Source organism: Rhodococcus sp. ZPP, assembly GCF_017656075.1.
GTDB lineage: Bacteria > Actinomycetota > Actinomycetes > Mycobacteriales > Mycobacteriaceae > Rhodococcus_F > Rhodococcus_F oxybenzonivorans.
The window spans coordinates 94,510-120,061 of record NZ_CP058639.1; the positions used below are offsets into that span (position 1 = coordinate 94,510).

18 protein-coding genes are annotated in these 25,552 nt (G+C 60.0%); 10 read left to right on the forward strand and 8 right to left on the reverse strand.

Annotated elements, in window-relative coordinates; genetic code table 11:
* Positions 1–116 precede the first annotated feature (116 nt).
* From HYG77_RS40045 to HYG77_RS31745, 5 genes are all read left to right on the forward strand, one after another.
* Positions 117–632, forward strand: a complete 516-nt coding sequence (locus HYG77_RS40045; protein WP_244461434.1) for a hypothetical protein — start codon at positions 117–119, stop codon at positions 630–632.
* A 12-nt stretch (positions 633–644) separates the two neighbouring features.
* The gene (locus HYG77_RS31730) at positions 645–1,169 is read left to right on the forward strand and encodes a pyridoxamine 5'-phosphate oxidase family protein (RefSeq protein ID WP_159928041.1); all 525 of its coding nucleotides are present in this window, start codon (positions 645–647) and stop codon (positions 1,167–1,169) included.
* Between the two features lie 48 nt (positions 1,170–1,217).
* A complete protein-coding gene (locus tag HYG77_RS31735) occupies positions 1,218–1,688 on the forward strand; it encodes a cupin domain-containing protein (protein WP_236603581.1) in 471 nt (156 codons plus the stop codon).
* The gene (locus HYG77_RS31740) at positions 1,685–2,230 is read left to right on the forward strand and encodes a pyridoxamine 5'-phosphate oxidase family protein (RefSeq protein ID WP_208963647.1); all 546 of its coding nucleotides are present in this window, start codon (positions 1,685–1,687) and stop codon (positions 2,228–2,230) included. The genes HYG77_RS31735 and HYG77_RS31740 overlap by 4 nt, the downstream gene beginning before the upstream one ends.
* A 104-nt stretch (positions 2,231–2,334) precedes the next feature.
* Positions 2,335–3,780, forward strand: coding sequence for a nicotinate phosphoribosyltransferase (locus HYG77_RS31745; protein WP_208963648.1), 1,446 nt, complete (start codon positions 2,335–2,337; stop codon positions 3,778–3,780).
* 1,276 nt (positions 3,781–5,056) lie between these two features.
* Here HYG77_RS31745 and HYG77_RS31750 read toward each other — a convergent pair.
* The 5 genes from HYG77_RS31750 to HYG77_RS31770 all read right to left on the reverse strand — a co-directional run bounded on the left by HYG77_RS31750 (position 5,057) and on the right by HYG77_RS31770 (position 11,931).
* Positions 5,057–6,412 carry a coenzyme F420-0:L-glutamate ligase gene (locus HYG77_RS31750; RefSeq protein WP_208963649.1) on the reverse strand — a complete coding sequence of 452 codons (1,356 nt, stop codon included), beginning with the start codon at positions 6,410–6,412 and terminating at the stop codon, positions 5,057–5,059.
* Between the two features lie 248 nt (positions 6,413–6,660).
* The gene (gene cofC / locus HYG77_RS31755; RefSeq protein WP_208963650.1) at positions 6,661–7,596 is read right to left on the reverse strand and encodes a 2-phospho-L-lactate guanylyltransferase; all 936 of its coding nucleotides are present in this window, start codon (positions 7,594–7,596) and stop codon (positions 6,661–6,663) included.
* A 15-nt stretch (positions 7,597–7,611) separates the two neighbouring features.
* A complete protein-coding gene (gene pgl, locus HYG77_RS31760) occupies positions 7,612–8,409 on the reverse strand; it encodes a 6-phosphogluconolactonase (protein WP_208963651.1) in 798 nt (265 codons plus the stop codon).
* Positions 8,406–10,880 carry a 5-amino-6-(D-ribitylamino)uracil--L-tyrosine 4-hydroxyphenyl transferase CofH gene (gene cofH, locus HYG77_RS31765; protein WP_208963652.1) on the reverse strand — a complete coding sequence of 825 codons (2,475 nt, stop codon included), beginning with the start codon at positions 10,878–10,880 and terminating at the stop codon, positions 8,406–8,408. Before cofH ends, pgl begins: the two co-directional genes overlap by 4 nt.
* Positions 10,881–10,953: 73 nt before the next feature.
* Entirely contained in the window at positions 10,954–11,931 is a 978-nt protein-coding gene (locus HYG77_RS31770; RefSeq protein ID WP_208964224.1) for a ribose-phosphate pyrophosphokinase, read from the reverse strand.
* A 747-nt stretch (positions 11,932–12,678) separates the two neighbouring features.
* Here HYG77_RS31770 and HYG77_RS31775 point away from each other — a divergent pair.
* The 3 genes from HYG77_RS31775 to HYG77_RS31785 all read left to right on the forward strand — a co-directional run bounded on the left by HYG77_RS31775 (position 12,679) and on the right by HYG77_RS31785 (position 16,978).
* Positions 12,679–13,614 carry a nucleoside hydrolase gene (locus HYG77_RS31775; protein WP_208963653.1) on the forward strand — a complete coding sequence of 312 codons (936 nt, stop codon included), beginning with the start codon at positions 12,679–12,681 and terminating at the stop codon, positions 13,612–13,614.
* A gap of 369 nt (positions 13,615–13,983) precedes the next feature.
* The gene (locus HYG77_RS31780; RefSeq protein WP_236603582.1) at positions 13,984–15,465 is read left to right on the forward strand and encodes an aldehyde dehydrogenase family protein; all 1,482 of its coding nucleotides are present in this window, start codon (positions 13,984–13,986) and stop codon (positions 15,463–15,465) included.
* Positions 15,466–15,547: 82 nt separating this feature from the next.
* A complete protein-coding gene (locus tag HYG77_RS31785; protein WP_208963654.1) occupies positions 15,548–16,978 on the forward strand; it encodes an aldehyde dehydrogenase family protein in 1,431 nt (476 codons plus the stop codon).
* A gap of 1,512 nt (positions 16,979–18,490) precedes the next feature.
* On the opposite strand, the gene HYG77_RS31790 is transcribed toward HYG77_RS31785, so the two are convergent.
* The 3 genes from HYG77_RS31790 to HYG77_RS31800 are packed head-to-tail and all read right to left on the reverse strand — an operon-like array spanning position 18,491 to position 21,292.
* Positions 18,491–19,444 (reverse strand): ribokinase, encoded by a 954-nt coding sequence (locus HYG77_RS31790; RefSeq protein ID WP_208963655.1) that lies wholly within the window; start codon positions 19,442–19,444, stop codon positions 18,491–18,493.
* Positions 19,441–20,448 (reverse strand): LacI family DNA-binding transcriptional regulator, encoded by a 1,008-nt coding sequence (locus HYG77_RS31795; protein ID WP_236603583.1) that lies wholly within the window; start codon positions 20,446–20,448, stop codon positions 19,441–19,443. Before HYG77_RS31795 ends, HYG77_RS31790 begins: the two co-directional genes overlap by 4 nt.
* Before the next feature lie 31 nt (positions 20,449–20,479).
* Positions 20,480–21,292: a glutamine amidotransferase gene (locus tag HYG77_RS31800; protein WP_208964225.1), complete on the reverse strand. Its 813-nt coding sequence runs from the start codon at positions 21,290–21,292 to the stop codon at positions 20,480–20,482.
* A 2,125-nt stretch (positions 21,293–23,417) separates the two neighbouring features.
* Between HYG77_RS31800 and gnd the strand changes: the two genes are divergently transcribed.
* Both gnd and glpX read left to right on the forward strand, forming a co-directional pair.
* On the forward strand, positions 23,418–24,470 hold the full coding sequence (gene gnd, locus HYG77_RS31805) for a phosphogluconate dehydrogenase (NAD(+)-dependent, decarboxylating) (protein ID WP_208963656.1): 1,053 nt from the start codon (positions 23,418–23,420) through the stop codon (positions 24,468–24,470).
* A complete protein-coding gene (gene glpX / locus HYG77_RS31810; RefSeq protein WP_208963657.1) occupies positions 24,467–25,477 on the forward strand; it encodes a class II fructose-bisphosphatase in 1,011 nt (336 codons plus the stop codon). Before gnd ends, glpX begins: the two co-directional genes overlap by 4 nt.
* Positions 25,478–25,552 lie beyond the last annotated feature (75 nt).

Sequence of the window (25,552 nt, forward strand, 5' to 3'; positions counted from 1 at the left end):
CCACATTGATTATCAACGTACTGCCAGCAATCGTCCAGCGGCCTGGTATGACCACGTGCCTCAAGCGGAGCCACGCTGTTTCGCGAATTAAGGTAGCAACCCAGAGAGGAATACTCATGCCCAATACGCATACGTCCACCCCAACATCAGTGGGCGCGGAAATTCGAGCGTCATTTCCGTCCCGCCCTCAACGCTTCCCGAAAGTGATCAAATTCAAGGAAATCGAAAGTATGCCGCGCCTGCCCTTTTCTAGGGGTTGTGCGAGTGGAGTTTTCATCTCTCGCGAACGCGAGGATTCTCGTTACTACACACAAGGATACTGCTTCCACGATTCGGATATGGAAGACTTTGTCTGGGACGAGACCGCATGGGATGAGGCCTTCTACTGCGTGAAGGGTCAGCTCCGATTGCACGCTGTGGACGCTGAAGGGGCCGAGGCCGACTACGTCGTCGACGAAGGTGACCACTTCTGGGCACCAGCTGGCTTTAAATACACCTTCAAAGCCTCAGGTGTGGACTCGATCAACTTCTGGACAATGGCGCCGGTGCAACAGTCCGGGTGGAAATTCACAGGCGACGATCCGTCCTACAGTGACGCACTGATCGCGATGCGCGACAACCCAGAACTTTGAGGAGACTAGATCATGGCAGTTTCACTAAACGAATTTGTTCCACTCGACGGGATCGGACGATGGGCATACCTCCAGCGAGCTCGCAAGGTTCGGCTAGCTACCTCCGATGATGCCGGTGCTATTCACGTAAGCGCCGAGTGGTTCGTGACCGACGAGGAAACGCTTTACATTCCTCTTGACGGTGCGATTGGCGACCCAGGAGCCACTACTACACCGGCGAATATTCACATCAGCAATATAAGCCGAAACAAGGTAGTTTCCGGCGTCGTCGATGAAGGTGACGAGATTACCGAATTCAGGTCAGTGCACTTCCGCGGAACCGCACATATCATAGAGGGCGAAATTGTGGAAACACTGCTTGACCTCTCCGCCGCGAAATATTTTTATCACACTCATCCCCACCTTGAGTTCTATTTTAGCGACGGCGCTGTGAAGAACCGACGTTGGTACCGAATCGACATCGACGAAATGAGCGGCTGGGATGCACGCCTGCTCGCACAACCGCCTATCAATGAACGCAGGCTGCTTCCCAAGTAGGAAATATCGACGTCACGTCCCATTTTAAGTGCATGGAAAGGCATATTGATGTCAGATCTTGATCCTCAGGCTCAGAATGCTCGACGTTATCCTCGAGCGATAGCCGAAGACGAAATCGAGTCCCTTCCCCAGATGAACTGGAACAACGGAATTGGGACCAAAATCTTTCTCACGCAAGAACGCGATGATGCGAGGTACTTCCGGCATGGAATGATGTACGTAGAGCCCCAGCATGGCGAAGTGCATTGGTTCCAAGCGAACTTCGACGAAACCCAGTATTGCATCTCGGGAATGATGCGGGTTCGGGCACAGGACCGCGGCGGTCGCGAGGTCATTTTGGAGATTGGACCCGGCGAAGTCCTATACCTGCCAGCAGGATTCACCTACACCATGGAGCCGACGGGACAGGAGAGTCGCCTTTTGTTCACCAGCGGGCCATCGCCACGGCCTGGAATTGTCGAGCAAAAATCATACAGCAAGCAGTTGCGGAGCCTGCGGGGACAGGGGATGGAAAAATGAGTGAAGATGTGCCAGCCGTTACCGCCAGTGTGGCGGCGCCACTGCGAGGACAGAAGAGGTGGGCCTATCTAGCTCGTCAGCCAATGATCCGGCTGGCTACCTCTAACGACGACGGGACGATCTACTTGTCGTCGTTGTGGTACGTAGTCGAGGACGAAAAGATCTACCTTCCCATTGACGCCGCCGGGCGCCACGCAGCGAATGTGAGAGCCGGCCGCGCCCTTTCCGCGCTGGTAGATAGTGGTGACGAGTACGCCACCGTCGCCGGCGTACGCATCCTCGGCGCTGCAGTTCCCATAGAAGATGATCCCGAGCGTGTGGCCCACCTCGAGCAACTGGTGTACGACAAGTACTTCTACACGGGCCATCCCTTTGCAGAGCCGTATTTTCTGTTCGGCAAAGTTGCTGGGAGAACCTACTTCGAACTGAGGCCGGAAAAGATGATCGGCTGGGACACACGGGAGACGACAACCCCGCAGGTTACAGAGGTGCATGAACTTCCGGATTTTCTCAAAGATCGCAGGATCTCAACAACGGACTAGTTCTACGTGACCTCCGAGGACGTTTGGTCCACCTCATCGGGCGTCCGAGTCCGCTATCAGCATCCGACCGAGTTCCAATCTCCCCATCCCCGTAGGAGCATTGCATGACCACCAGAACTGGCTTCACTAATCTGTTGACCAATACTGACAACTATAAGCACACCCAGTTTTTCCAGTATCCGCCCGGCACCGAGTATGTCTCGAGCTACATCGAGTCCCGAGGCGGCGCCTTCCCAGCTACACTTTTTTTCGGGCTACAGGCATTCCTCCGGGAGTATCTCAGCAAGCCGTTCACTGTTGAAGACATTGATGAGGCCGAAGCAATTATTCGCGGTACAAATGTCGAGTTCAATCGGCAAATCTGGCTGGACCTGCTAGAGGACCACGGAGGCTATTTGCCGATCGAGATCGAAGCCGTTCCCGAAGGGACAGTAGTTCCGACAAGGAACGTGATGCTGCAGGTTATCAACACCGATCCCAAGTACTTCTGGGTGCCCAGCTTCTTTGAAACCGCGCTTCTGCGCGCAGTATGGTATCCGACTTCAGTCGCCTCCTTGAGTTGGATGTTGAAAAAAATTATCTGGAACGCCCTGGAACGTACCTCGGATAATCCCGATCTAGCGGGCCACTATCTGGCTGACTTCGGCGCGCGCGGTGTGAGTTCCCTGGAGTCGGCAGCATTGGGAGGGATGGCGCATCTGGTGAACTTCGACCAGAGCGAGACGGTGCCCGCAACAGTTGCCGCAAAGAAGTACTACGACGCAGCGACTCCCGCATTCTCGGGTGTACACATGGAGCATGCAAGTATTTCTTCCTGGGGTCCCGACGGGGAGGCGGAGCAGATGCGACGTATGCTCGACAGGAAATCTCCCATTGTCAGTTTACTGACTGATACTTTCAACCACGAGAACACGGTCCGGAATATCGTTGGCGTCAAACTAAAGGAGCAGGTAGAGGAATATCCTGGACTCGTCGGGATACGTATCGATTCGGGCGATGTAGTGCAGGTCACCTCCGACACGGTCGAGTGGCTGATGGAGGCGTTCGGGTATGAAGTCAATAGCAAGGGGTTCAGGGTTCTCCCGCCCTATATTCGGGCGCTCCAGGGCGACGGCTTGACAATTGAGAGTCTGCGACAGGTCTACGATGAGCTCGAGCGCCGAGGCCTTTCGGCGGAAAATGCACTGTGCGGTATGGGTGGCGGGCTGCTGCAGCAAATAAATCGCGATACGTTCAATTTCGGCCAAAAGGCAAATGCCATTTGCATCGATGGTAAGTGGAAGGACATCGCCAAGAGGCCGACCGGGAACCTGATGAAGCATTCCAAGGCTGGGCGGTTGGCGCTGTGCAAGGTCGACGGTGACTTCAAGACTGTTCCAAGAGGGCAGGTCTCGCCCGAAGAGAATTTGTTGGCACCCGTTTTCCGAGATGGAAGAATCCTGCGGACGTTGGCCTGGGGCGAAGTTCTCGAGAACAGCAACCGTGAAGTTCCCGCCTACTACTACGACGAGGTGCTCTCGAAGGACAGGTCGACCCTGGAAATCGGCTAGTTCACCCGGTTGGCACAGGGGGACATCGAAGTCTTCTTCGAGATCCAGGCGACCGCCACGGTTCACCCATCGGCGCCCATCCTGCGAGGTTTGGTTCTTGGTGTGGCGCTTGCCCGTTAACCGAGAATTTTCGCCTCGCTCACTTCACGGTAGCCAAGGGTACCGTGTGGCAACTGTTCCGGCCAGGGTCAGGTTAAGACAGTTCTGGATCAGTTCGAGCGCTGCGGACACAGGCTACTCGAAAGGCGGTAGCGCGATTAGTTTTCTATGCCGCGGCGTCGGAAGCTTGACTACCAGCGATGGAGAAGGTCGCCAATGCGAGCAGCCTGCTCGTGAGCGATGGGTGAGACAGGAGAGCTGATCGGGATGTGTAGCAAGCGCTATGGTGCGCTACTTGACGACCAGGAAGCACCGAATGGGACCGAACGATTCGTCATAAGCTCGGTAGGCTCCAGCCGCACGCGAACACGCCCGTTTCATTGAGCCCTCTCCGCGCCAGCACTCGTAGTGGCGAAGGTGAACGAGCAGGCTTCTGCTTCTCGCATGTTACTCCCGGAGACCGACCTCGGACGGTAAGTGCTCCGTTCGGCGCGACACCGTATCCCCTCACATGAGTTTGCATGTGCAGCGTGATATCGAGGCGTTCGGCGGGTCCTGCCGTGACTCGCATTCGCCGCGGTCCGCCCTTCGGATCGTCAATCGCCACAAGCGAAGAACCGAAGGGTGGCCCGCGCTATCGATCCAGCTAGAGCGGAGATATCCGCGCGAACATCTCGCCGTATCAAGCTCTGCACGCGACCCTCCCGTAACGACCTCAGTTCGGGCGGGTCGGTTGCGTCCAGCAATGTGGTGTACGGATCGGAATCGGATCTGAGCGGCGTGAGGCGATCACCACCGCCTCCGATAGATTGACTTGCATCAGGTCCTGACCGATCGCGTCACCGACGCCAGCCCTGATCTGCTGCGTAGCCCGCTGTCCACGTTCATCGATGCGCTAATGGGCGTCGACCCTGATAGTTCGCGCGGTGACAGCTGAGGCGAGCGCCTCGGGGAGCGTACCAACAACCGAAACGGGTACCGCCACTCCACTGGGGGCGTATGCGATAGAAGTCGGGCGCATCGCTGATTCGGTACGTTCACCGGCATACTTTTCGGGGGAACAACGGTGTGATGGTGATATCAGGGCTGAACCTCCTTCGATGGGTGCTGCGAATCTCGACTGTTTTCGCGGGATACGTGTCCTGGACGGAGGGCGCCGCGTGGGGAAGAGGAGATCTCAGAATTCGATTAGTGCATCTGCGGGATCAACTGCTGGGCGGGGCTCCGGCGGCTGAGCCGCGTAGCCGACAGCCACGGCACCCAAGGGGCGCCACTCTGTCGGAAGGTTGAGCTGGCCGCGCACTACGTCTGGAGCGAAAATTGTTGAGCCGATCCAGCAGCTGCCGATTCCCTGGGCAGCTAAGGAGACCAGCAGCCCCTGAACGGCAGCGCCTACTGACACGCTGAACATCGTCGCCTCTGCCTGCCGCCGGCGCAGGTCAGGATACTTGTGAGCGCCGTCAGGTACGCAGAACGGAACGATCACTTCGGGCGCGTTGAATAGGATGTTGCCACGTTCAACGCGTCGGTCCACCAACTCCCGCGGTAGTCCATCGCCGGCCAGATCTGTGCGCCACTGCTCACGCATGGCGGTAAGTAGGCGTGCGCGAATAGTATTGGAACGCAGCCAGACAAATCGAACGGGGCGAGTGTGGTGCGGCGCAGGAGCCGTAAGGGCATCGGCAACTGCCGTTCGGATCGCTCGGGGGTCTACAGCTTTGTCGGTGAAAGAACGAATTGACCGGCGGAGCAGAAGTGCCTCTCGGCGCCCCTGGATCAGCGCCTCGGAGGTGCCGAGCCAGAACATGTCTTCCGGGCCGCGTCGGAGCAGATCAACCGCGCTGGTGCCGTCATCCTGCAGTGTGAGTCCGCGCACGACAGCGATCGGATTCCCCGACAGCTTTCCTTTCACGAGGTCTGCCGCGGCGGCAACTTCATCGGCGACTGCTACCTCGGTGACTTGCAACTCGTTGCCCTGAGAGTCTTTGGTGCCGGCATATCCGTGCAGCACCGCAATTCCGGCGCTGCCGATCGCCGCATCGATTTGCCCCTTTCTCCAAGCCCGGCCCATCGTATCGGTGATCACTACTGCCACTGTGACTCCGAGCCGTTCCTTCAGCCCTTCTCGAATTGAGTGTGCGCTGGCATCGGGGTCACTCGGAAGTAGGGCCAGTTCGTTGGAGAAGACATTGGATCCGTCTATTCCAGAAGCGGCTTGGACGATGCCGATCCGATTCTCTGTGATGAGGGTATGACCCCTTTGGGCGACTACGCGTACCGTCTCCTGCTCGACGAGTTGATGCCGGATGGCCTCTCGCTCGTCGGTGTCACCCGGCACATCGACTATCCGACCCTCCGCCTTCGATACGATCTTGCTGGTGATCACAACGATGTCGTCGTCGACCAGGAAAGACGCGCGTTGAGCGATATGTGCCACAAGGTTGTCCCCCGGCCGGAACTCAGGTAGGCCGGTCACGGGTATTACTTGCAGTCCATTCATCGCCCCGTGGTCATTCGTCTGTACACCGGTCATTGTGAGCGCTTCCTATGTCGATGGCGTTGTTCGGCGAATTCGTCCGTACGAGTTCGCTTCGGGTGGGCAGAGGAACCGATACCTCAGGTTGTGGCCGGCTGACTCCACCAAGAGGGCGCCACAGGGCTGCGGCATCGCATGGGATGGTTGGTCTCCCAACAGGTAGGCTCACGATCGAAGCTCAGCACGTATGAATCATGAGTATGTCGGAACGAAGTGGTCACGCATTGTCGCGTCAAAGCTCACGCTCAGTGCTTGTGCCAACCTTCGTCTTCCTCGGTAGTACGCCCATAAGCGAGTTGGAGCATCGACTCGCGCTGGATGGAACTCAGTTTGGGGGTGACATCCGGTGAGAGCAACTTGATGAGCCGCTCGAAATATGTACGCGGGGTGATACCGAACTGGATAAAGATCTCGTCGTTGCTTCCACCACCGAACGGAGTCCAGTGCTGCGCGAAGCGCAGCATTGCGACTTCGTGTTTATCCAGCATCATCAACTCGTAGTTTGATCGGAACGCCGCGATCCGGGCGGCCGTGCAGTGACCGACTCCCAAATCTCGCGCCGTCCGGAGATCTGCCGCCGTATCCACATCCGATTCAAGCGAAGGCCAGTGGCCGGCCAACTGAATCGCTCCGGAGGAAAGGTGTGCACGTGCCGACCCACTGCCGAACTGAGGCTGCAGGCGCTTACCCCGAGCGGAGAGCAGCAACGTCGTGCCAGTTCCCGCCCGATCGGCACAAATCGCGCGTCGCCCCCCGGCGGCTGAAATGAAGGAGGACAGTTCGCGGGGACGCAACGCTGGGAGATCGGCAAGCAGTGCGCCTACTATATGGCCTGACTCGCCGGCGTGGAGTGCACTCGCCCCGTGATCGAGGGCAGCGTTGAGGCCCCCTCCAGGCTCGCTCTGCAAGACGGTTGCGCCTCGGCGCCCAACGCTCTCGGCTATCTCAGGATCACGAGTAACAACCAAGACTTGGCGAACTGCGCGGGTTTGGAGAACTGCGGTCACTGTGTCGGTCACCATGGCAAGAACAAGGCTTTTGTGCCAGGTGGCGTCGCCCATTCCTCCGTCGGCTGCGCCCAGAAGACGGGTCTTGGCTTCACTCAACGCTTTTACCGGGATCACCATGTCGACCCGCAAACCCTCTGGAGGGTGAACCTGCACAGATTCAACTGTCGGCATCCGTCAACCGCCTCATCAAGTTGCTACTTCATCGGCACTTGTCAGCAAGCTGGCCGCGGCCGCGTCCAGGAACAGCCGGGTTGCGCTCAATCCCTGCGCGCCGGCTGCTGGGAGTTGCTGAGCGGGCAACTCCTTCTTCATCAGTACCGAGACGGCAGCCGCCTTGGCTTCGCCGGTGGTCATCAGCCACACTTCGCGGGAGCGCGTGATCGCGGACAGGGTCAGTGAGATCCGGGTGCTCGGTGGTTTCGGGCAGTTGTATACCGCCACCACCTCACGTTGCATGTCTAGCACGGCCGGTGAATCCGGGAAGATCGAGGCGACGTGACCTTCCTCGCCCATCCCGAGGAGGCAGATGTCGAACAGAGGCGCCCTGTCCGGGCGACCGTACGCGCACAGCAGCGCCTGGTAGGCGCTCGCCACTGCGGTGGCGTCATTGCCGAAGCCGCCGTCGGAGGGCGCCATGACGTGCACACGGCCCGGGTCCACGGGCAGGTGGTCCAGAAGGGCCTCACGCGCCTGCTTTTCGTTACGGTCGGGGTCATGTCGGGGCACGAAACGCTCGTCGCCCCAGAAAAGGTTCACTCGCTGCCAGTTGACGATGTCGCGATTCGGGTCGGTGGGTAGTCGCTCGAGCACCGCGGTCCCGGTTCGCCCTCCCGTGAGCACCAACGACGCGTAGGCGCGCTCCTTCTGTGCCTGGGCAAGTGCCGAAAGCAACCTTGACGCAACGTGGCGGGCGAGCTGTTCAGCGTCGTCATAGATGTAGGGGATCGGCTTCGAGCGACCGGAAGCGGTTCTTGTTGTTGTCATCTGAGGATCACCTCTGGTGAGTGTGTCGGCGCACCGTGCAGATCGAGTTGGTGTGTGGGGGGCGTGAGGTAGTTGGTCGTTCGCCGTCGCAAGCGGCGGCCGATTCCCTGCACCACCTCGTCCAGGTCTGTCTCGTCGAGTTGCTGGCCGTGGGCTGCGCCGGCGGCACGGCTGATGTTCTCGTCCATCAACGTCCCGCCGACGTCGTTCACTCCGGCTTGGAGCAGTTGACGAACGCCTTTTAGTCCGAGCTTGACCCACGACGCCTGCACGTTGTCGATCAGCCCGTCGTAGACGATTCGCGCAATCGCGTGGATCAACACTACTTCTCGCCAAGTCGGACCACGGCGCGCACCACGCTTGAGGTAGATCGGCGCCGCCATGTGCACGAACGGAAGACCAACGAACTCGGTGAACCCGCCCGTCTCACGCTGGAGTTCTCGGGTGCGGAGCAAGTGCCGCGCCCAGTGCACGGGTTCCTCGACGGTTCCGAACATCATCGTCACGTTCGACGTCAGGCCCATTGAGTGGGCGACGCGGTGACATTCGAGCCACTCCTCGGTGTCGATCTTGTCTGGGCAGAGGATTGCCCGGACGTCGTCGTCGAGGATCTCGGCAGCGGTGCCCGGTAGTGACTTCAGTCCTGCGTCGACCAATCGCTGTAGGTACTTCTCGAGCGGCTCCCCGAGTCGCTTGGCTCCTTCCGTGACCTCGAGGGCTGTGAATCCGTGCACGTGGATGTCGGGCGCTGCTTCCTTCGCCGCGCGGCAGACGTCGATGTAGTAGTCGCCGTTAAAGGACGGATGGATGCCGCCTTGCAGGCAGACCTCGGTACACCCGAGGTCCCACGCCTCCCGGACACGGCCGGCGACTTCCTGAAGCGTCAGAAGGTACGGCTTACCCCTCAGATTCAGCGACAACGGCCCCTTGGAGAACCCACAGAAGGTGCACTTGAAGGTACAGACGTTGGTGTAGTTGATATTTCGGTTCCGCACGAATGTCACGTCGTCACCGACCGCTCTGGCGCGGAGCTGATCGGCGAAGTCTGCGACCTCAGCGACCTCTCCCCCGCGAGCTCCGAACAACGTGACGATCTCGTCCACTCCAGGTTGCTGCCCCGAGGCGATTCCGTCGAGGACGTCCGTGACGGGCCCCCCGAACCCTCGTCGGCGGCTCGGTACAAGTTCGGTGGGCGCAAACTCCGACCCGGCACTCCAGACGGTCGAGCGTCGACCGATCTGGACGACTTCCGCCCCGGTGCCGACGTTCTTCGCGTCGGCGTGGCTCTCAGGGAACATCGCGCCCGGGTCGTCGCGGCCGAGCGACTCGGCGTCCGACCGATCCATGATCGCGAAATGCAGTCCGGGGTCGATCCATTGGTGGGGGCGGCGCGCGAACTCGGGGTAGACGGTGAGTCGGGGTGTGAGGAACTTGCCGTTCCGTTCGGTCACCTCACGGAGCCGGTCGAGCGAGGGCCACGGTCGTTCCGGGTTGACGTGGTCAACCGTCACAGGGGACACACCACCGAAGTCGTCGATCCCCGCATCGAGCAGCGGACCGAGGTCTTCCGACAGGTTGGGGGGCGCCTGCAGGTGCACATCCGGCGGCAGGATCAACCGCGCCATTGCGATCGTGCGCAGCAAGTCGTCCTTCGGGCAGGCGGGTTCGTTGCGCATCACAGTGTCCGGTTTCGGCACAAAGTTCTGCACAATCACTTCTTGGATATGCCCGTAACGCCTGTGTACGCCAGCGATGGCTCGCAGCGCCGTCACACGGTCCTGCGGAGACTCTCCGATGCCGACGAGGATCCCGGTCGTGAAGGGAATCGCGAGGTCGCCCGCGGCTTCCAGCGTGGCCAGCCGGCGTTCCGGTGTCTTGTCGGGCGCACCGCGGTGGGCCATCAGCGTCGGGTTCAACGACTCGATCATCATGCCCTGGCCGGGGCTGACGGTCCGCAGCAGCGACAGAGCATCCGGTGCGAGAGCGCCGGCGTTGGAGTGCGCCAGCAATCCCGTCTCCGCGGTCACGAGGCGGCACATCGCGGCCAGGTACTCGACGGTCGAGCCGTAGCCGTGATCGGCCAGCCATTCCGACGCGACGTCGTATCGGTCTTCGGGCTGTTCCCCCAGTGTGAACAGCGCCTCGTGACACCCGGCCTGCGCCCCCTGCACCGCGATCGCGAGCACCTGGTCGGGCGTAAGGAAAGGCGCTTCGACGCGTGCGGGTGAACGGGAGAACGTGCAGTAGCCACACCCGTCGCGGCACAGTGAGGTCAACGGGATGAAAACTTTGGGCGAATACGTCACCCTTGTGCCGAAGAGCGCGTTACGCAGTTCCGCTGCCCGTTCCATCAGCTCCGAGAGCGGAAGGGTAAGGAGGACGTTCGCGTCATCGACGGAGAATGCGTTGAGGGCGCTCCTTGTGGTGCCGATCTGGTGGATTGTTGATTTCGTACCTGTATCGAAGCTCATGGTGGGATGCTCTCTACGCCTCTACCGGTAATGAGAACCCTCGAGCGCGGCTCGACGGCTCCACTTCTATCGATCAGAACAACTGGTACTCACTGCCGAACACTTCGCTGACGGATCCGCCGCGGAAGACCTGGCTGATCGAGTCGGCGAGAACGCCGGCGCAGGACAGCACGCGCACGTTGGCCGGTGCCTGGGGCGACAGCGCGATCGTGTCGGTCACGACGATCTCTTCGAACGGTGCCGCGGCGAGGTTGTCGTAGGCCTGGCCGCTGAACACCGGGTGGGTGGCTGCGGCGAAGACCCTCGACGCTCCTCCCCTCATCACCATCTCTCCCGCAGCACGGAGCGTGCCGGCGGTGTCGATCATGTCGTCGACGATGATTGCAGTCTTGCCCCGAACATCCCCGATCACGTGACCTATCTCGGCCACCTGATGTCTCGGGCGTTCCTTGTCGAGAATCGCGAGATCGGCGCCGACACACTTGGCAAAGCTCTTGTTCAGTTTTACCCGGCCGGCGTCGGGTGCCACCACCACGAGATTCTCCATCTCGAGATCGATGAAGTACTGAGCGAGCAACCTCATTGCGGTCATGTGGTCCACCGGTATCTTGAACATTCCCTGGAGCTGTCCGGCGTGCAGATCCATCGCCAGCAGACGGTCCGCTCCAGCCGATTCGAGCATCCGGGCAACCATGCGCGCCGATATTGGTTCCCGCGGCGCACTCTGCTTGTCCTGCCTCGAGTACCCATACCACGGCGTCACTGCGACGACACGGTGTGCGCTGGCGCCCACCGCGGCGTCAATCATCACCATCAGCTCCATCAGAGCGTCATTGGTGGTGACCCCGGTAGCGGAGTTGGTACAGGTCGGCTGGACGATGAAGACGTCGGCGTCGCGGATCGACTCTTCGAACCGGCAGTACACCTCACCGTTCGAGAACGTCTTCAGTACCACCGGACTCAGCCCCACGTTCAGCTCGGCACCGATCGCCTTCGCGATCTCCGGGTTCGCTCGACCGGTGAACAGTTTCAAACGCTTGCCATAGTTCATGGGCATGCTTGTTGCAGCACCCACGGGTGTAGCGCTGTCTGCGCCCCCCGCCGGACTCGAAGTCAGAACGTCCACAGCTCGATGCCTCACTGTCATGTACTCGTCTAGGGGTTTTCCGTATGTGTAAATCTTGAGTCCGCTGGCTGGGCCACAAATCAGCCTTTACCTGGATGGCGTCATTTCGACCTCGAGCTTGCACAGTATTCCGCTGGCCGACCGTCAGCCGAGTCAGCGCGGTGGTTCGACAAACATCGAAACCGTGCCGCAGCCCCTTCCACGCTAACCCGAACCAGTTCGGCCACTAAGCGCCGTCTCTCCCAATAAGTCAGTCAGGATCCGCCCGTACTACACCCCCCACCCAGTACCGGAGACACGACTTCGACAACCCCAATCCACGATCTTGCACTCGCAAGAGCAAAGTGGAACCGTTTCTATATTTCCGGAACTCGTTTCAGCCTTCTCCTACAGACATCGGTAGTTGGTCTTAGTCTTGAGACCGTCTGATCCCCATCCTCGGCCCGAGTAAAGAATTCCCACCACCCGCCTTGACCTGCGCCCTTGTCGATCTCGACCTTTCAGCTGTCCCGCACTGACATCGACCAGCCAAGGCGCGGAGAGGCAACTGCGCTCGGTTACCGCAGCAGACAATCTCCCAGCAACCGAATGGTATCGTTTCTACTCTGCGTCGCGCAAGACTGCGGGCGCTGCCGTGGCCAGCTCTACAAGCTCCGCGAAAGAAGGCAATCGATGCCCAGCCCGAGACCGATCATCATCGATACAGACCCGGGAATAGACGATGCATTGGCAATAGCATTGGCGATCGCCAGCAGTGAAGTCAGAGTGGTCGCGCTGACCAGCGTGGCGGGCAACTCCCCCCTGGACATCGCGACCACGAACGCCGCGGCGTTGCTTACCGCATTTGACCGCGGCGACATCCCCATCGCAGCGGGAGCAGCACACCCTCTTGTCGGCGGCTACGAGCGGGTCAAAGATTCGCCACACGGCGACAATGGGCTAGGTGGAGTGATGCTCGAAGGCATGGGGCCACAACGGCGATCGCAAAGCGCGACCGACCTTATCGCCAACGTATTGCGGGATGCCGAACCTCGATCCGTGGACATCGCCGCCATCGGGCCTCTGACCAACATTGCGATCTTCCTCGCTCAGTATCCGGATCTCACGGACCGAATCGCGCGGATTACAGTGATGGGTGGCGGGACGGGGCCAGGAAACATCACCGACTATGCCGAGTTCAACATCTGGCATGATCCCGAAGCGGCCGCCCAAGTGTTCAGCAATGCGGCAGTCGCAGAAATTGTGGTGGTCGGATTGGATGTAACCCGCCGGGCGACTCTCGATCCTGACGATCTCGCACGTTTGCGGCGAAAGTCACGAAGAGGAGCCCTACTCGCCCGAATGATCGAGGCATACGGCGACATTCACGAAGGTGGATGGCCAATGCACGACGCGCTGGCCCTGGCGAGCATCGTCCACCCGCCGGTGATCAGCAAAACACCTGCGACGATCGAAGTCGTCACCGCCCCAGGAGAACGCCGAGGTCAGACCCTAGTCCAGTTCATAGACGCAGGCCATCCCCCGGCCTCGGGCCCACGGATTCAGTTCGCAACAAATGTCGACGTTGCGCTCTTTCGTGACCTAGTACTAACGCGCGCAGCTTGGTAACGGCTCCGTTTCTCGCACTCCGCCTGCGGAACTTGCGTATGCGTGGCACTTACCAGTGGATTGCGAATACTTGACGGCATTCGGACATCGGACCTAGGATGATGTAAACGTTTCTACACGACTCACCGCGCGACTCGGATTTTACCAGTACCAAGATCGAACGACTGGGGGGCGTTGACGGACACCAAGTTCGCAGGCGCCCCGAACGATGCCTAAAACCAAGCCGGATTCTGCCGTTGCCGGGCCCGGGATGGACAGTGGTGAGTCTGTCACGCAGTACGAACTCTTTCCAAGGCACAACCTACGTACCGGCCGGCACCTTCATCGCGACTCGAACAAACATCCACTTTCCATAAGTTAGGACTTTCTATGGCGAACTTGGCGGGCGACTACCCCACGCCATGCGGTGCCACGCTCCTCGTGAACGGCATGTGGACTAGCTCCAGTTCCATATTCAAACGATTCGATCCTGCCCACCTCAGCGAGGAGACGGGAACCTTCGCCGAGGCAGATGCACATCATGTTCAGGAGGCTTACGCTGCTGCTGCAGCAGCAGCTTGTGGTTGGGCGGCGATGCCGGCGGGTCAACGCGGAGCAATACTCTCTCGCGCTGCTGATTTGCTCGAAGGCCGAACCGAAGAGGCCGCACGACGTCTTACTGCCGATATGGGCAAAGCCATTCGCGACGCCCGCGGTGAAGTCCGGCGAAGCGTCGCAGTCTTTCGCTATTTTGCCAATGAGGTTTCCCAACCCATAGGAGACACCTACCCCGGTTCCAGCGCCGATACCTTCCTGATGACCGTCGAGGAACCGGCGGGAGTCGTGTGCGTAATCACTCCCTGGAATTTCCCTTTAGCAATTCCCGCATTCAAGCTCTCTCCCGCACTGGCATTCGGCAACACCGTAGTATGGAAGCCTGCCGAGGCCGCGTCCGGCAGTGCAGTACTGCTGACCGAAGTATTGCTGGAGGCCGGTGTCCCTCCCGGTGTATTGAATATGATTACCGGAAACGGACGAACCCTGTCTCCCGCTCTCACCGGCGACCCGAGGCTGTGTGCCCTGACCTTCACTGGCTCCAATGCGGTCGGAGTCCGCTTACGGCAAGCGGTTGCCGACCGCAACGTGAAGGTCCAGCTCGAACTAGGCGGTAAGAACCCTGCAATTGTTCTTTCCGATGCGGACGTCGACGACGCTGCGACCCAAATATCCCGTGGCGCGATGCTTTCTGCTGGTCAGCGGTGTACCGCAACAAGCCGGGTTTATGTTCAACGGGACGTGGCTCGGAGTTTCTGTCATCGTCTGGTCGAAGAGGTTGAACGTCTCACTGTGGGCGACCCCTATCAGGAAACTACCGATGTAGGTCCGCTCGCATCTGTCGACCAATGTGGCACGGTCGGCGGATACCTCAGGCTCGCTTACGACGAAGGGGCCACGTTCCTCACTGGTCGTGAGCAAGACGAAGTTGGGCACGGCGACGGGAACTGCTTCGTCACTCCCACCGTGCTCACCGGTGTCTCTTCAAACAGCCGGTTGATGCGAGAAGAGATTTTCGGTCCAGTGGTGGTCGTTACCGCAGTCGATGACTACGAAGATGCCCTCACAGCCGCCAACGACACCGTCTTCGGGCTTTCGGCTGCGATATTCACGTCCCGTATCGGTACGGTAATGGATTTTATCCGGCGCAGCAGATCCGGTCTGGTTCATGTCAACCGGGAAACGGCCGGTATTGAGCCGCATGTTCCCTTTGGTGGTTTGAAGGCCTCCAGCAGCATGAGCCGCGAATTGGGAAAGTCCGCGCGCCATTTCTTCACTAATAGCAAGACCGTTTACCTGAGATCTCGAGTTGAATAGGGATTCGGATCCTCTTCACTTTTCGAACAGCGCCAGCCAAGTTAAAGAAGCATCAACCAACGCACCGAACGAAGGAAGCACCATGGAGAATTCCAAGAAATTCTATATCAATGGGGCATGGATGAACCCTGCCAGCTCTGAAACACTCGACGTCATTAATCCCGCGACGGAGAAGCCTTTTGCCACCATCGCACTGGGTACAGCGGAGGATGTTGATCGTGCCGTAGCTGCGGCCAAAGCTGCGTTTGACTCCTACTCGATTACAACCCGTGACGAGCGGATTGAATTGCTGGAGAATATCATCGCCGAGTACAAGAAGCGCGCCGACGATCTTGCCGGGGTGCTCAGCGATGAGATGGGCGCACCGAGTGGTCTTGCTCAGGCCGCGCAGGTTCCTTTCGGCCTCGGCCACTTCATCACCACACTTGAAGTCCTCAAGAACTTTGAGTTCGAGGAGAAGGTCGGCACAACCACCGTCGTCCGCGAGCCCGTGGGCGTGTGCGGATTGATCACCCCGTGGAACTGGCCTTTGAACCAAATTGCGGCCAAGACCGCACCAGCCCTGGCTGCTGGGTGCACGATGGTGCTCAAACCATCTGAGATTGCTCCGCTCAACGCGCTAATCTTGACCGAGGTCTTCCATGCGGCGGGGGTGCCAGCAGGCGTCTTCAACCTCGTCAACGGCGCGGGTCCGGCGGTCGGTTCAGCGCTATCGTCGCACCCCGACGTCGATATGGTCTCCTTCACAGGGTCTACCCGCGCGGGGATCGACGTGGCTCGCAACGCGGCTCCCACGGTAAAGCGCGTCGCTCAAGAGTTGGGCGGCAAGTCTGCGAACATCGTGCTCGACGATGCGGACCTCGAGGAGGTCATCACGCGCGATGTGAATGGCATGGTTCTCAACTCGGGCCAGTCCTGCAATGCCAGTTCTCGCATCCTTGTTTCAGAGTCACAGATCGACGATGCGATTGCCATTGCCAAGGCGGCGGCGGACGGTATCGTCGTCGGCCCGCCCACGGCGGACGGAACCACGATCGGCCCGGTGGTATCTCAGGCCCAATTTGACAAAATCCAGGGACTGATCCAGAAGGCAATCGATGAGGGCGCAACCCTGGTGACCGGTGGACTTGGACGCCCAGAGCACCTGACTACGGGTTACTACGTGAAACCAACGGTCTTCGCCGACGTAACCAACGACATGACCATCGCCCAGGAAGAGATCTTCGGGCCCGTGATGACGCTCATTACGTACCAGAATGAAGATGACGCAGTTCAAATCGCGAACGATAGCTGCTATGGGCTTGCCGGCATGGTTTCCTCCGGCTCCCACGAACGAGCGCGACGAGTCGCCCGCCGCATGCGTACGGGAATGGTCCACATCAATGGCGCGCCCCTTCTTGCAGATGTTCCTTTTGGCGGCTACAAGCAGTCAGGCAACGGCCGAGAGTTCGCTAAGTTTGGACTCCACGACTTCCTTGAGCTGAAGTCGGTCTATGGCGACAATGACGCCTGACCGGTAGCTCACAAGATCAGGAATTGCCAGGTTCCCCTCGAACCTGGCAATTCCTGCCTTTGCCTATGTCTGAGCCGCGCAAGGAATATTGATCGCAATTGGTCCTCGGAAGCAAGATACCGACAGAAAGCCAGGAGATTTGCCGCTATCCCGGGGACCGGCAACAGTGCGCTGCTAGTAAGGGACTCTCCGGTTATCCGCACACCTCATACCCGGTGAAGGTTCGCGAGCAGGTATCGCAAAGCTGATAGATCACCCGGCGCCCTTGCGTCACCAGCAGTAACCGCCCGTCACGGTCGACGGGCTGATGAATCTTCCATCGACAGGCCACCGCGAGAGCGGCCTACCACGTGGCCCGTCGACCCGAGGTGCGGATTCGTGCTATTCGATCCAGCCCCCTGTAGCGGAGGATGCTCGTTGCATACTGTTGGGCGCGAGCGATCATCGATTTGCCGACACCACCCAGTGGACCATCCCAGACGCGTCGGCCGTGGTCAGAATCCGTTCGAGTACACAATCACAGGTACCGTGACCGGCGATCCGCCGCCGGGTCCAGATCGTCTGCCCACGGCGGCGTCCGACAAGGGTGTAAAGCGTTCTACAGGACGATGTTCGGGTGACCCAGTTCAGGTATTGGCGGATAAGCAATGGGAGTGATCCCGGAGTTGTTGCCGTGCCCGTACTGGTCGGCGTGGTCGTCCGTTCGCCGATGTACCCTAGCCGACATATCACCTCTGCCTGAGCGCGCCGTAAGTCGGACTACTCTCCGACCGAGGCGCCCGTAATTTTAGAACTCCGCAGCCGTGACTCTGTCAAGGCCCAAGCGATAATGCGGGCGATTGCGGCAATACTCATATAAATAGAATACTATCGAGTAACGATGAGTGCTGGTGTTTTCAATCATGACAGCCCGAGATTTGGGTCTGGCCGGTAAAGCAGGAACCACGATATTTCGGTATCAATAAACTATCGATTCACCATCTCAGGGCTCTCCAATCTGCGCGGGCCACCAGGGACTCGAGGGTGTTCGGCGCGGTCGTCCGGCAGACCCTCGGTCTTCAGAAATCGGGATGCTGCAAAACATCAGGCAACGGAGGGACGAAGAGCGCGGTCGAGAGCACGACAGTGCTGTTTTGGGCTGTCAGGAGTACCAGTAAGCAGCGTTTCCTTAATCGGCGGCGCCCGGTTGGTCGCGTTGATCATCGACGAGAACACCGCGCCGGCGTGCCCGTCGTGCGGGGTGTTCTGACCTTCGGCAAGGAACGGGTTCCCAGACCGAAAGACATCCCCTACGATCGAGATCGAAATCTGGTGCGAACTCGGGGAATTGCGCTTCTAGCGACAAGGACGATACCAGTCGGCTGGAGATAGTCGTCGGACCCAGGTCTATCCGGCAACCTGCTCAGTGATGCACCTACAGAGTGACGAGGCGCCGGAAGTTGTCATTCCACGCAGCATCAGTCAAATCTCAGAACCGAGGGGCCCAGCCGCCCTGTTTCGGGTCACCTGGCGTCAGGTTTTGAGTTCGGCTTCGATCTCCGTCACACGAGGCATCCCTGCCCGAGCACCGACGTGCGCAACAGACAGGGCGCCTGCGGCATTCGCGTACTGTACGGCATCCTCGAGTGGGTCGCCGGCCGCAAGCCGGTTGATCAGAACGCCGTTGAACGTATCGCCCGCGCCGGTTGTATCTCGTGCCACCGTGCGCCGTGGTGGCACACGGTTGATGTTCCCATCTGGCGTTACTACCAGGGCACCGTCGCCTCCAAGTGTTACGACGACCGAGGCGCCGGTTCTAGCCATGATCGCTTTCGCAGCTGTTTCGTAGTCCGGCGAATCATCGCCCAGGAGCGTCTGGGCGAGGTCGATGCACTCGCCGGAGTTAGGTGTCAGGATCGGCCCAAGGCCGAGCAGCCTGACGATTCCGGGTACGGGCGGGGCCGGATTGAGGACACAACGTACCCCGGCTAAGGCTGCAGTCTCGACAGCGGCAGCCACCGCGGCCTCAGGTATTTCCGTGCTCACCAAGACGTAATCCGTCCGTCTGAGTTCGGACTCGAGGGCCAGCGTGACGTGTTCGGCGCTTAACGCTGCATTGGCTCCCGCACCGACGGCGATCTGGTTTTCACCGGCCGGATCTACCACGATCAACGCGACCCCGGTGGCTTCCTGCTCCAGGACGGTGACGCCGCTTACACTGATCCCCTCGGCGACGAGCTCACTCAACGCCTCCGTGCCGTTCGCGTCCGCACCCACCGCCCCGACGAGATGCACTTCGGCTCCTGCCCGCGCGGCTGCAACCGCGGCGTTGGCACCCTTTCCGCCGCCGTACCGTTCGACGCGAGCCCCCACGACGGTTTCCCCCGGACCCGGCAACCTCTCGGCGGCGACGACAAGGTCGACGTTGATTGCGCCGACAACGAAAACCCGCCTCCTGGCGGTACCCGCGTCCGGCGGCGTACTCATGAACTACCTCGCGGTGTGGCCACGGAGTCTCTTATCTGTAGCAGCGCTGGGAAGGGTTGTGGAGTTTCTAGGTCGTCTTTGCCATCGATCAGGTCGAATAGGACACGTGCGGCGCGCTCCCCCATGTCCCGGGCCGGTTGGCGGACTGTCGTCAATCTCGGCGTTAGGAGCGAAACCAGTGGTAGATCGTCGAAGCCGACCACACTGAGTTCTTCAGGAACCTGAATGCCCTCGGTTCGGCAGTATTCGAGCACGCCGATCGCCATCAAGTCGTTCGCGCACAACAACGCTGTAGGGCGCTTCTCCGACGGCCCGGACAGCGCTTTCGCCGCAAGTTCGGTGCCTGAGTTCTGCCGATAGTTTCCGCAGAAGACCGGAACGCTGTCGGGATCTATTCCGGCCGCTGCCAACGCTTCCCGGTAGCCGGCGAGTCTCTGCTGCGCCGTCCACAGCCCCTCGGGACCTCCTATGACGGCAATATTCCGATGACCGGCTTCGAGCACGTGCTGGGCAACTTCACGAGCACCCCGACGGTTGTTCGACACAACTGCCGGTACGTCAAATCCGGGCACCTGTTCGTCCACCAGCACGATCGGCCCGAGGCGGGTGAGCTCGAGAAGCGACGTCGGCGACGTCGAGGCTCCCGACAGATAGATGATGCCATTCAGTCTCTGGCTGCGGAGCAATCGGCCGTTGAGCGACTCTGCCCCATCGGTGGCTTCGGGAGCACACAACACGACAAGCACTCCATATGCAGCGGCAACCTGCTCCACCCCTTCCGCCAGGAGCGCGAAGAACTGGTTCGAGAGTTCGGGAACGACGAGCCCGATCGTGGGCGCCGAGCGCCTCTTCAGCCCCCGTGCAGCCTCGTTGGGTGCGTAGTTAAGTACCCGCACAGCGTCGAGCACACGTGCGCGACGTGCGGGCGCAACTGGTCCGCTGTCGTTCAGGACGTAGCTGACCGTGCTGACTGAAACGTTCGCATGCCGAGCCACATCTTTCATCGTCGGAGGCTGACTACTGTTCATAAACTTCTCAATCTACCGCAGCAGTTGCACGAGCCGGTGACGCGACGGATGTACTCGCGCCGGCCGCCCAGTTCACAATCGAGGTCCAGAGCGCACGGTAGTGCTGCCACTGCACAAACTCCGTTGGCGCCCAGTGCGGTGCCAGATCTGAGGCAAAGGCAACCGTGCGTCCGACACCGGCGGTGCCGACCACCAGCAGCGGATCGTCACCGAAGCGCGTTACCACCGTGGCATCCGGCTTGGCGATGACTCGGTTGTAGCCGAGAAGCATCGGCCATTCCGCCGGGGTTCCGCCGAGAATCTCGTGGCCAGGCTCGTCGAACGTGGCATCGAGTCCCTCGGGCACCTCGACCCGGTCGTCGTAGTCGAGCATAGTGACAGGAAGAACCGAAGCCAGCGGGCTCATCCCATAGCGTGCCTTACCATCGATGCCGGTGAAGGACATGTAGCCACCCACCATGATCAGGCCGCCGCCAGCTTCGGTGAAATCCACTAGTAGCGCCAAGCGGTTGACGCTGCGCTCGGATCGCAGAAAAGTCTCATCGGCCAACAGGAAAGAGTTTGCTCCGATGTCGCTGAGCACCACGACATCGAACTGCTGTAGCTCTTCAAGCGTCTTCGGGAACAGACCCGAGATCTCATGTGCGCGCATGTACGTCACCTCGAGACCGGAAGCCTTCAGCGAGTTCAAGAAGACGCCGCCGCCTTCCTCGTACTCGACCGTCCGGAACTCGTCGAAGCCCTTGATGTGCACCGTGTGTTTTATCCACGATTCGCCAATCACGAGCACTCGAACGGCTGCGTCCTTAGTCGAACTCATACCTACTCCAGTTCCAAAGATGTTCATAACTCAACTCTTGAGCCATTGCGGGGGACTGCTCCGCGCGATATTGGGAGGGCGAGCTTGGTTGAGCGCGTTTCGCACCTCCGAGAGCACTAGGCCGATTCTGCGCCCTCGGCTTCCCTTCGAAACCGCACTCCCCTTAGCCGATTGGTGGCCGAGTCGTCGGCCCAGAGCAAGAATCGATTCAATATTCGTCTATCTTCTCCCCCAAAACTGGGGCTTCAACGCCTGTTGATTCGTTTCTAATTTACAAGAGCGGCTTCGGGCCGTCAAGCGGAAAACCTGCCCGCCACCCTCGACGAGCCAGACTCGGCGCCGAGCCAGAAGAGTACTTAGAACTCTACCGAGAACCGCCCGGGTTCCTTTGCCTATGCTCCAGCCAATTGCTCCCAAAAGGGCTTAATGCAGAGCACTTTGCGACGAAGCAGGGATGATCCAAAGACGCAATCAGGTGGTGGCCGGCGGTATAGCTGGGCGGCTCAATCGATCTGCCACCCGTGATCCATGTCAATCCGACGGCGGTACGTGCGTTTGTCAATGCCGCAGAATTGTAAAGGGCGTTGAAACAATCACCACAACTGTAAAGATCTTGGAAACGACGACGTCGAGGGTTCCACTCTGGTCGAGTCCATCCAAACGCACGTTGCGCCTGCGAGGAACCTGAACCTACCCGACCAAGGACTTGGTGAACTCCGCCGACGACGTGCGCAACTGCGCGAACGTCTGTCCTATTTACTCGTGTACAGGTGCGTATAGCCGTGATTTCCATCGAGACCCGCGGCGTCGGCAAGCCCGGTCAGCACCCGAAGCGCAATCCGCGTCGATCAAATTCGTCGAGAAGCATGGAAGGCAGTCCGTCAACACTGAGCGAGAAGAGTCCGACTCACCCCGGATCGCCGAGACAACTCCCGAAGTGGTGTTCCCTGGATGCGGTCTGGGTGCTCTTCTGAAGGGCTCACTGGGGCTAATGGTGTACCGGGATTGGACCAGCTCCCATCCTCGCTCAACCTTGCTACCAGCGGTAGATGCGCGAAAGGCTGCTGAGGATCGGCCACGATCTCGTATCTGGACGGGACCGGCACCCGGACCGCTCAGCTGCCCTGGGACGGTGGACGCGAGGTTCCACAACGCCGTGCAACGAACTACCTCCACCGAGTTCTCGTGTGGCGCGTCTTCGCCACCGACGAAGTCGCCTAGACGAAACGCCTGCACAAATTGGTTTCCCATCAAGGCCTCCTTGACCGTTGCAGCATCGACATTTACTCTATGTAAACGATTCTACTTTGGAGGGTATCCCACCACATGCCTCACAGCTTTGACTACTTGCTGCTCCCCGACGGTGCAACTCTCTTCACATGGCGGGGGGTGAGCAGCGTGAAGACCATTTTAATCGATTCGACCCGTTCTGTTTCCGCATCCTTGTGGGCGCTTTCGACTGAGTAACCTCCCGCTCACATGAACCGGGTGGTCGCGTCAGCTGTCGGCGCACAGTTCGGTTGGTGGCAATTGCCGGCCATCAAGCGCGCGAATGTTCTTCCGGCGTGCCGGAGAGCCGCTCGAAATGCGGATTGAGAAGGGAGCTCGCCGGCTCACCGCCGACACGGGGAAGTTGATCCGTGAGTCCCCGGGCAACTCTGCACAGCGCACCGCTTCTGCTCCGAGCCCGGTCGCGCCCATCGGCGCTTCGAATCCTCAGGCAGCATGTGGCGGCGGGCAGGTGCAGCTCGGGAGTTCTTACTGCAGCGGAAACACTGGTGGGAGCACCAAACCGGCGTCTCGAACGCACGCGGAGACGGCAACTGGGGTCCGCCTTGCATGGACTTCGAGAAGACGGAGGAATCGACGAACGTTGCATACTCTCGCGACAGGGAGATGGGCGGGGAGCCCGTCACTGCATCTCCTTTTCGAGACCACACCTCTGCAACGGAAAGCTGATCACTGAGAACTGAACCGGATGTCCCACACGTGCTCGCCACTGCGCACCAAACGAACGAAATCTGTACCGCCGCAACTGGTGGCCCGGGTACTAAGACGTGTGCGTCACCGTCTCCTAGACACACACGAGCAGGTTACCGGAGTGAGCGACTGACTCCTGTTGCAGATGAATACCTGCTGGAAACCAGAGGCGATTTCAACAAAATCACAAATTCGAGATACCCCGCGTGGCCCGAGAGTTGTGTGCTCTTCGATCTCGGCCGAGCGGGCATGCTCTATCGATTTCGAAAGGCTCCACGCTATGCAGATCGGGCTTATCGGACTGGGAAAAATGGGCCTCAACATGCGCGAACGGCTCCGACGTTCGGGGATCGAAGCCATCGGGTACGATCCGTACGTCGATACCTCCGATGTGTCATCGATCGACGCGCTCGTCGAAACACTCCCGTCCCCGCGAATCGTGTGGGTGATGGTTCCGGCCGGCGGGCCGACGCAGGAGACGATCACTCATCTATACCAAACGCTTTCCGCCGGTGACCTCGTCATCGAAGGCGGCAATTCACACTTCAGCGATGACGTCCACCACGCCAAGTCTCTCGACACACGCGCAATCGGCTACCTCGACTGCGGTGTGTCAGGCGGAATCTGGGGCCTCGAGAACGGCTACGCGTTGATGGTCGGCGGAGCCGAGGAACACATCGCCCGGGCAATGCCGCTCTTCGACGCCCTCCGACCCGAAGGTCCTCGCAGTGAAGGCTTCGTTCACGCTGGACCTGTCGGTGCCGGCCATTATTCCAAGATGGTGCACAACGGAATCGAGTACGGGCTGATGCAGGCGTGCGCGGAAGGTTTCGAACTTCTTGGGGCCGCAGAACTCATCGAGAACGTCCCCGCGGTCATCGAGGCCTGGAGTCGCGGCACCGTGGTGCGATCGTGGCTACTGGATCTCCTGGTGCGGGCAGTAAAGGACAACCCTGATCTGGCGGGAGTCTCTGGATGGACCCAGGACTCGGGAGAGGGCCGATGGACCCTCGAAGAGGCGATTCAGAATGCTGTGCCGGTCCCCGTTATCTCAGCCGCACTGTTCGCCCGATTCGGGAGCCGTCAGAATTCGTCACCAGCCATGAAGGCGGTCTCAGCCCTACGGAACCAATTCGGGGGACACTCCACGAGCAGCGGAGAAGCCGCCGCCGTTCAACTAGAGGCGGCCACCCGATGACTGTGTCGAGAACGAACCACGGAGAGAAACCGGACCGCAATCTCGCGCTGGAACTGGTCCGAGTGACGGAAGCGGCCGCGATGGCAGCGGGACGCTGGGTGGGGCGGGGAGACAAAATTGGCGGCGACGGTGCCGCGGTCGATGCGATCCGACAACTCATCAATTCGGTCTCCATGCGCGGAGTCGTTGTGATTGGTGAGGGCGAAAAGGATCACGCACCCATGCTCTACAACGGCGAGTCCGTCGGAACTGGAGACGGTCCCGATTGCGACGTCGCAGTCGATCCGGTGGATGGCACGACCATGCTGTCTAAGGGAATGTCCAACGCCATCGCCGTGCTCGCGGTATCTGAACGTGGAACAATGTTCGATCCATCCGCGGTGTTCTACATGGAGAAAATCGTGGTCGGTCCCGAAGCCGCCGACGTCATCGATATCACGGCGCCTGTCCGCGAGAACATCCGACGCGTGGCACGCGCGAAGAAGTCGTCGCTTTCCGACGTGACGGTGGCCGTACTCGACCGCCTCCGCCACGGTGACCTTATTGCTAGCGTGCGCGATGCCGGGGCCAGGGTCCAACTACTTGCCGACGGCGACGTTGCCGGGGCCATCGCGGCCGCGGACCCTCGTTCTGCCCCGGATATGTTGCTGGGGATCGGCGGTACACCCGAGGGCGTCATCGCGGCAGCAGCGCTCCGGTGCATGGGCGGCGCGATCCAGGGCGTGCTGGCGCCCACGAATGATGCCGAGCGCCAACGCGCGATCGAAGCTGGGCACGACCTGGATCGGGTTCTATTCGCTGAGGACCTCGTGTCCGGAGACAACGTTTTCTTCTGCGCGACTGGGGTCACCGACGGTGACCTGTTGCGCGGTGTGCGTTATGCCGCAGGTGGAGCCGCCACGCAGTCGATCGTCATGCGGTCAAAGTCGGGCACGGTCCGCATGATCGACGGACAACACAGCCTGAATAAACTCCGAGAATACTCGACAGTGAATTTCCACGGCTGACGCTTCGTTCGCACAGACAGATCCGGCCGCCCCGCGCAGGGCGGTCTTCAGAAATTCGAAACGATTGGTAGGAAG

Bases quoted from the DNA above. Each gene is read 5' to 3' on its own strand.
- gnd (WP_208963656.1), top strand. From the start codon at position 23,418: ATGAATACCTGCTGGAAACCAGAGGCGATTTCAACAAAATCACAAATT.
- glpX (WP_208963657.1), top strand. From the start codon at position 24,467: ATGACTGTGTCGAGAACGAACCACGGAGAGAAACCGGACCGCAATCTC.
- HYG77_RS31800 (WP_208964225.1), bottom strand. From the start codon at position 21,292: ATGAGTTCGACTAAGGACGCAGCCGTTCGAGTGCTCGTGATTGGCGAA.
- pgl (WP_208963651.1), bottom strand. From the start codon at position 8,409: ATGACAACAACAAGAACCGCTTCCGGTCGCTCGAAGCCGATCCCCTAC.
- HYG77_RS40045 (WP_244461434.1), top strand. From the start codon at position 117: ATGCCCAATACGCATACGTCCACCCCAACATCAGTGGGCGCGGAAATT.
- HYG77_RS31745 (WP_208963648.1), top strand. From the start codon at position 2,335: ATGACCACCAGAACTGGCTTCACTAATCTGTTGACCAATACTGACAAC.
- HYG77_RS31750 (WP_208963649.1), bottom strand. From the start codon at position 6,412: ATGACCGGTGTACAGACGAATGACCACGGGGCGATGAATGGACTGCAA.
- HYG77_RS31740 (WP_208963647.1), top strand. From the start codon at position 1,685: ATGAGTGAAGATGTGCCAGCCGTTACCGCCAGTGTGGCGGCGCCACTG.
- HYG77_RS31795 (WP_236603583.1), bottom strand. From the start codon at position 20,448: ATGAAAGATGTGGCTCGGCATGCGAACGTTTCAGTCAGCACGGTCAGC.
- HYG77_RS31790 (WP_208963655.1), bottom strand. From the start codon at position 19,444: ATGAGTACGCCGCCGGACGCGGGTACCGCCAGGAGGCGGGTTTTCGTT.
- cofH (WP_208963652.1), bottom strand. From the start codon at position 10,880: ATGAGCTTCGATACAGGTACGAAATCAACAATCCACCAGATCGGCACC.
- HYG77_RS31735 (WP_236603581.1), top strand. From the start codon at position 1,218: ATGTCAGATCTTGATCCTCAGGCTCAGAATGCTCGACGTTATCCTCGA.
- cofC (WP_208963650.1), bottom strand. From the start codon at position 7,596: ATGCCGACAGTTGAATCTGTGCAGGTTCACCCTCCAGAGGGTTTGCGG.
- HYG77_RS31770 (WP_208964224.1), bottom strand. From the start codon at position 11,931: ATGAACTATGGCAAGCGTTTGAAACTGTTCACCGGTCGAGCGAACCCG.
- HYG77_RS31730 (WP_159928041.1), top strand. From the start codon at position 645: ATGGCAGTTTCACTAAACGAATTTGTTCCACTCGACGGGATCGGACGA.
- HYG77_RS31775 (WP_208963653.1), top strand. From the start codon at position 12,679: ATGCCCAGCCCGAGACCGATCATCATCGATACAGACCCGGGAATAGAC.
- HYG77_RS31785 (WP_208963654.1), top strand. From the start codon at position 15,548: ATGGAGAATTCCAAGAAATTCTATATCAATGGGGCATGGATGAACCCT.
- HYG77_RS31780 (WP_236603582.1), top strand. From the start codon at position 13,984: ATGGCGAACTTGGCGGGCGACTACCCCACGCCATGCGGTGCCACGCTC.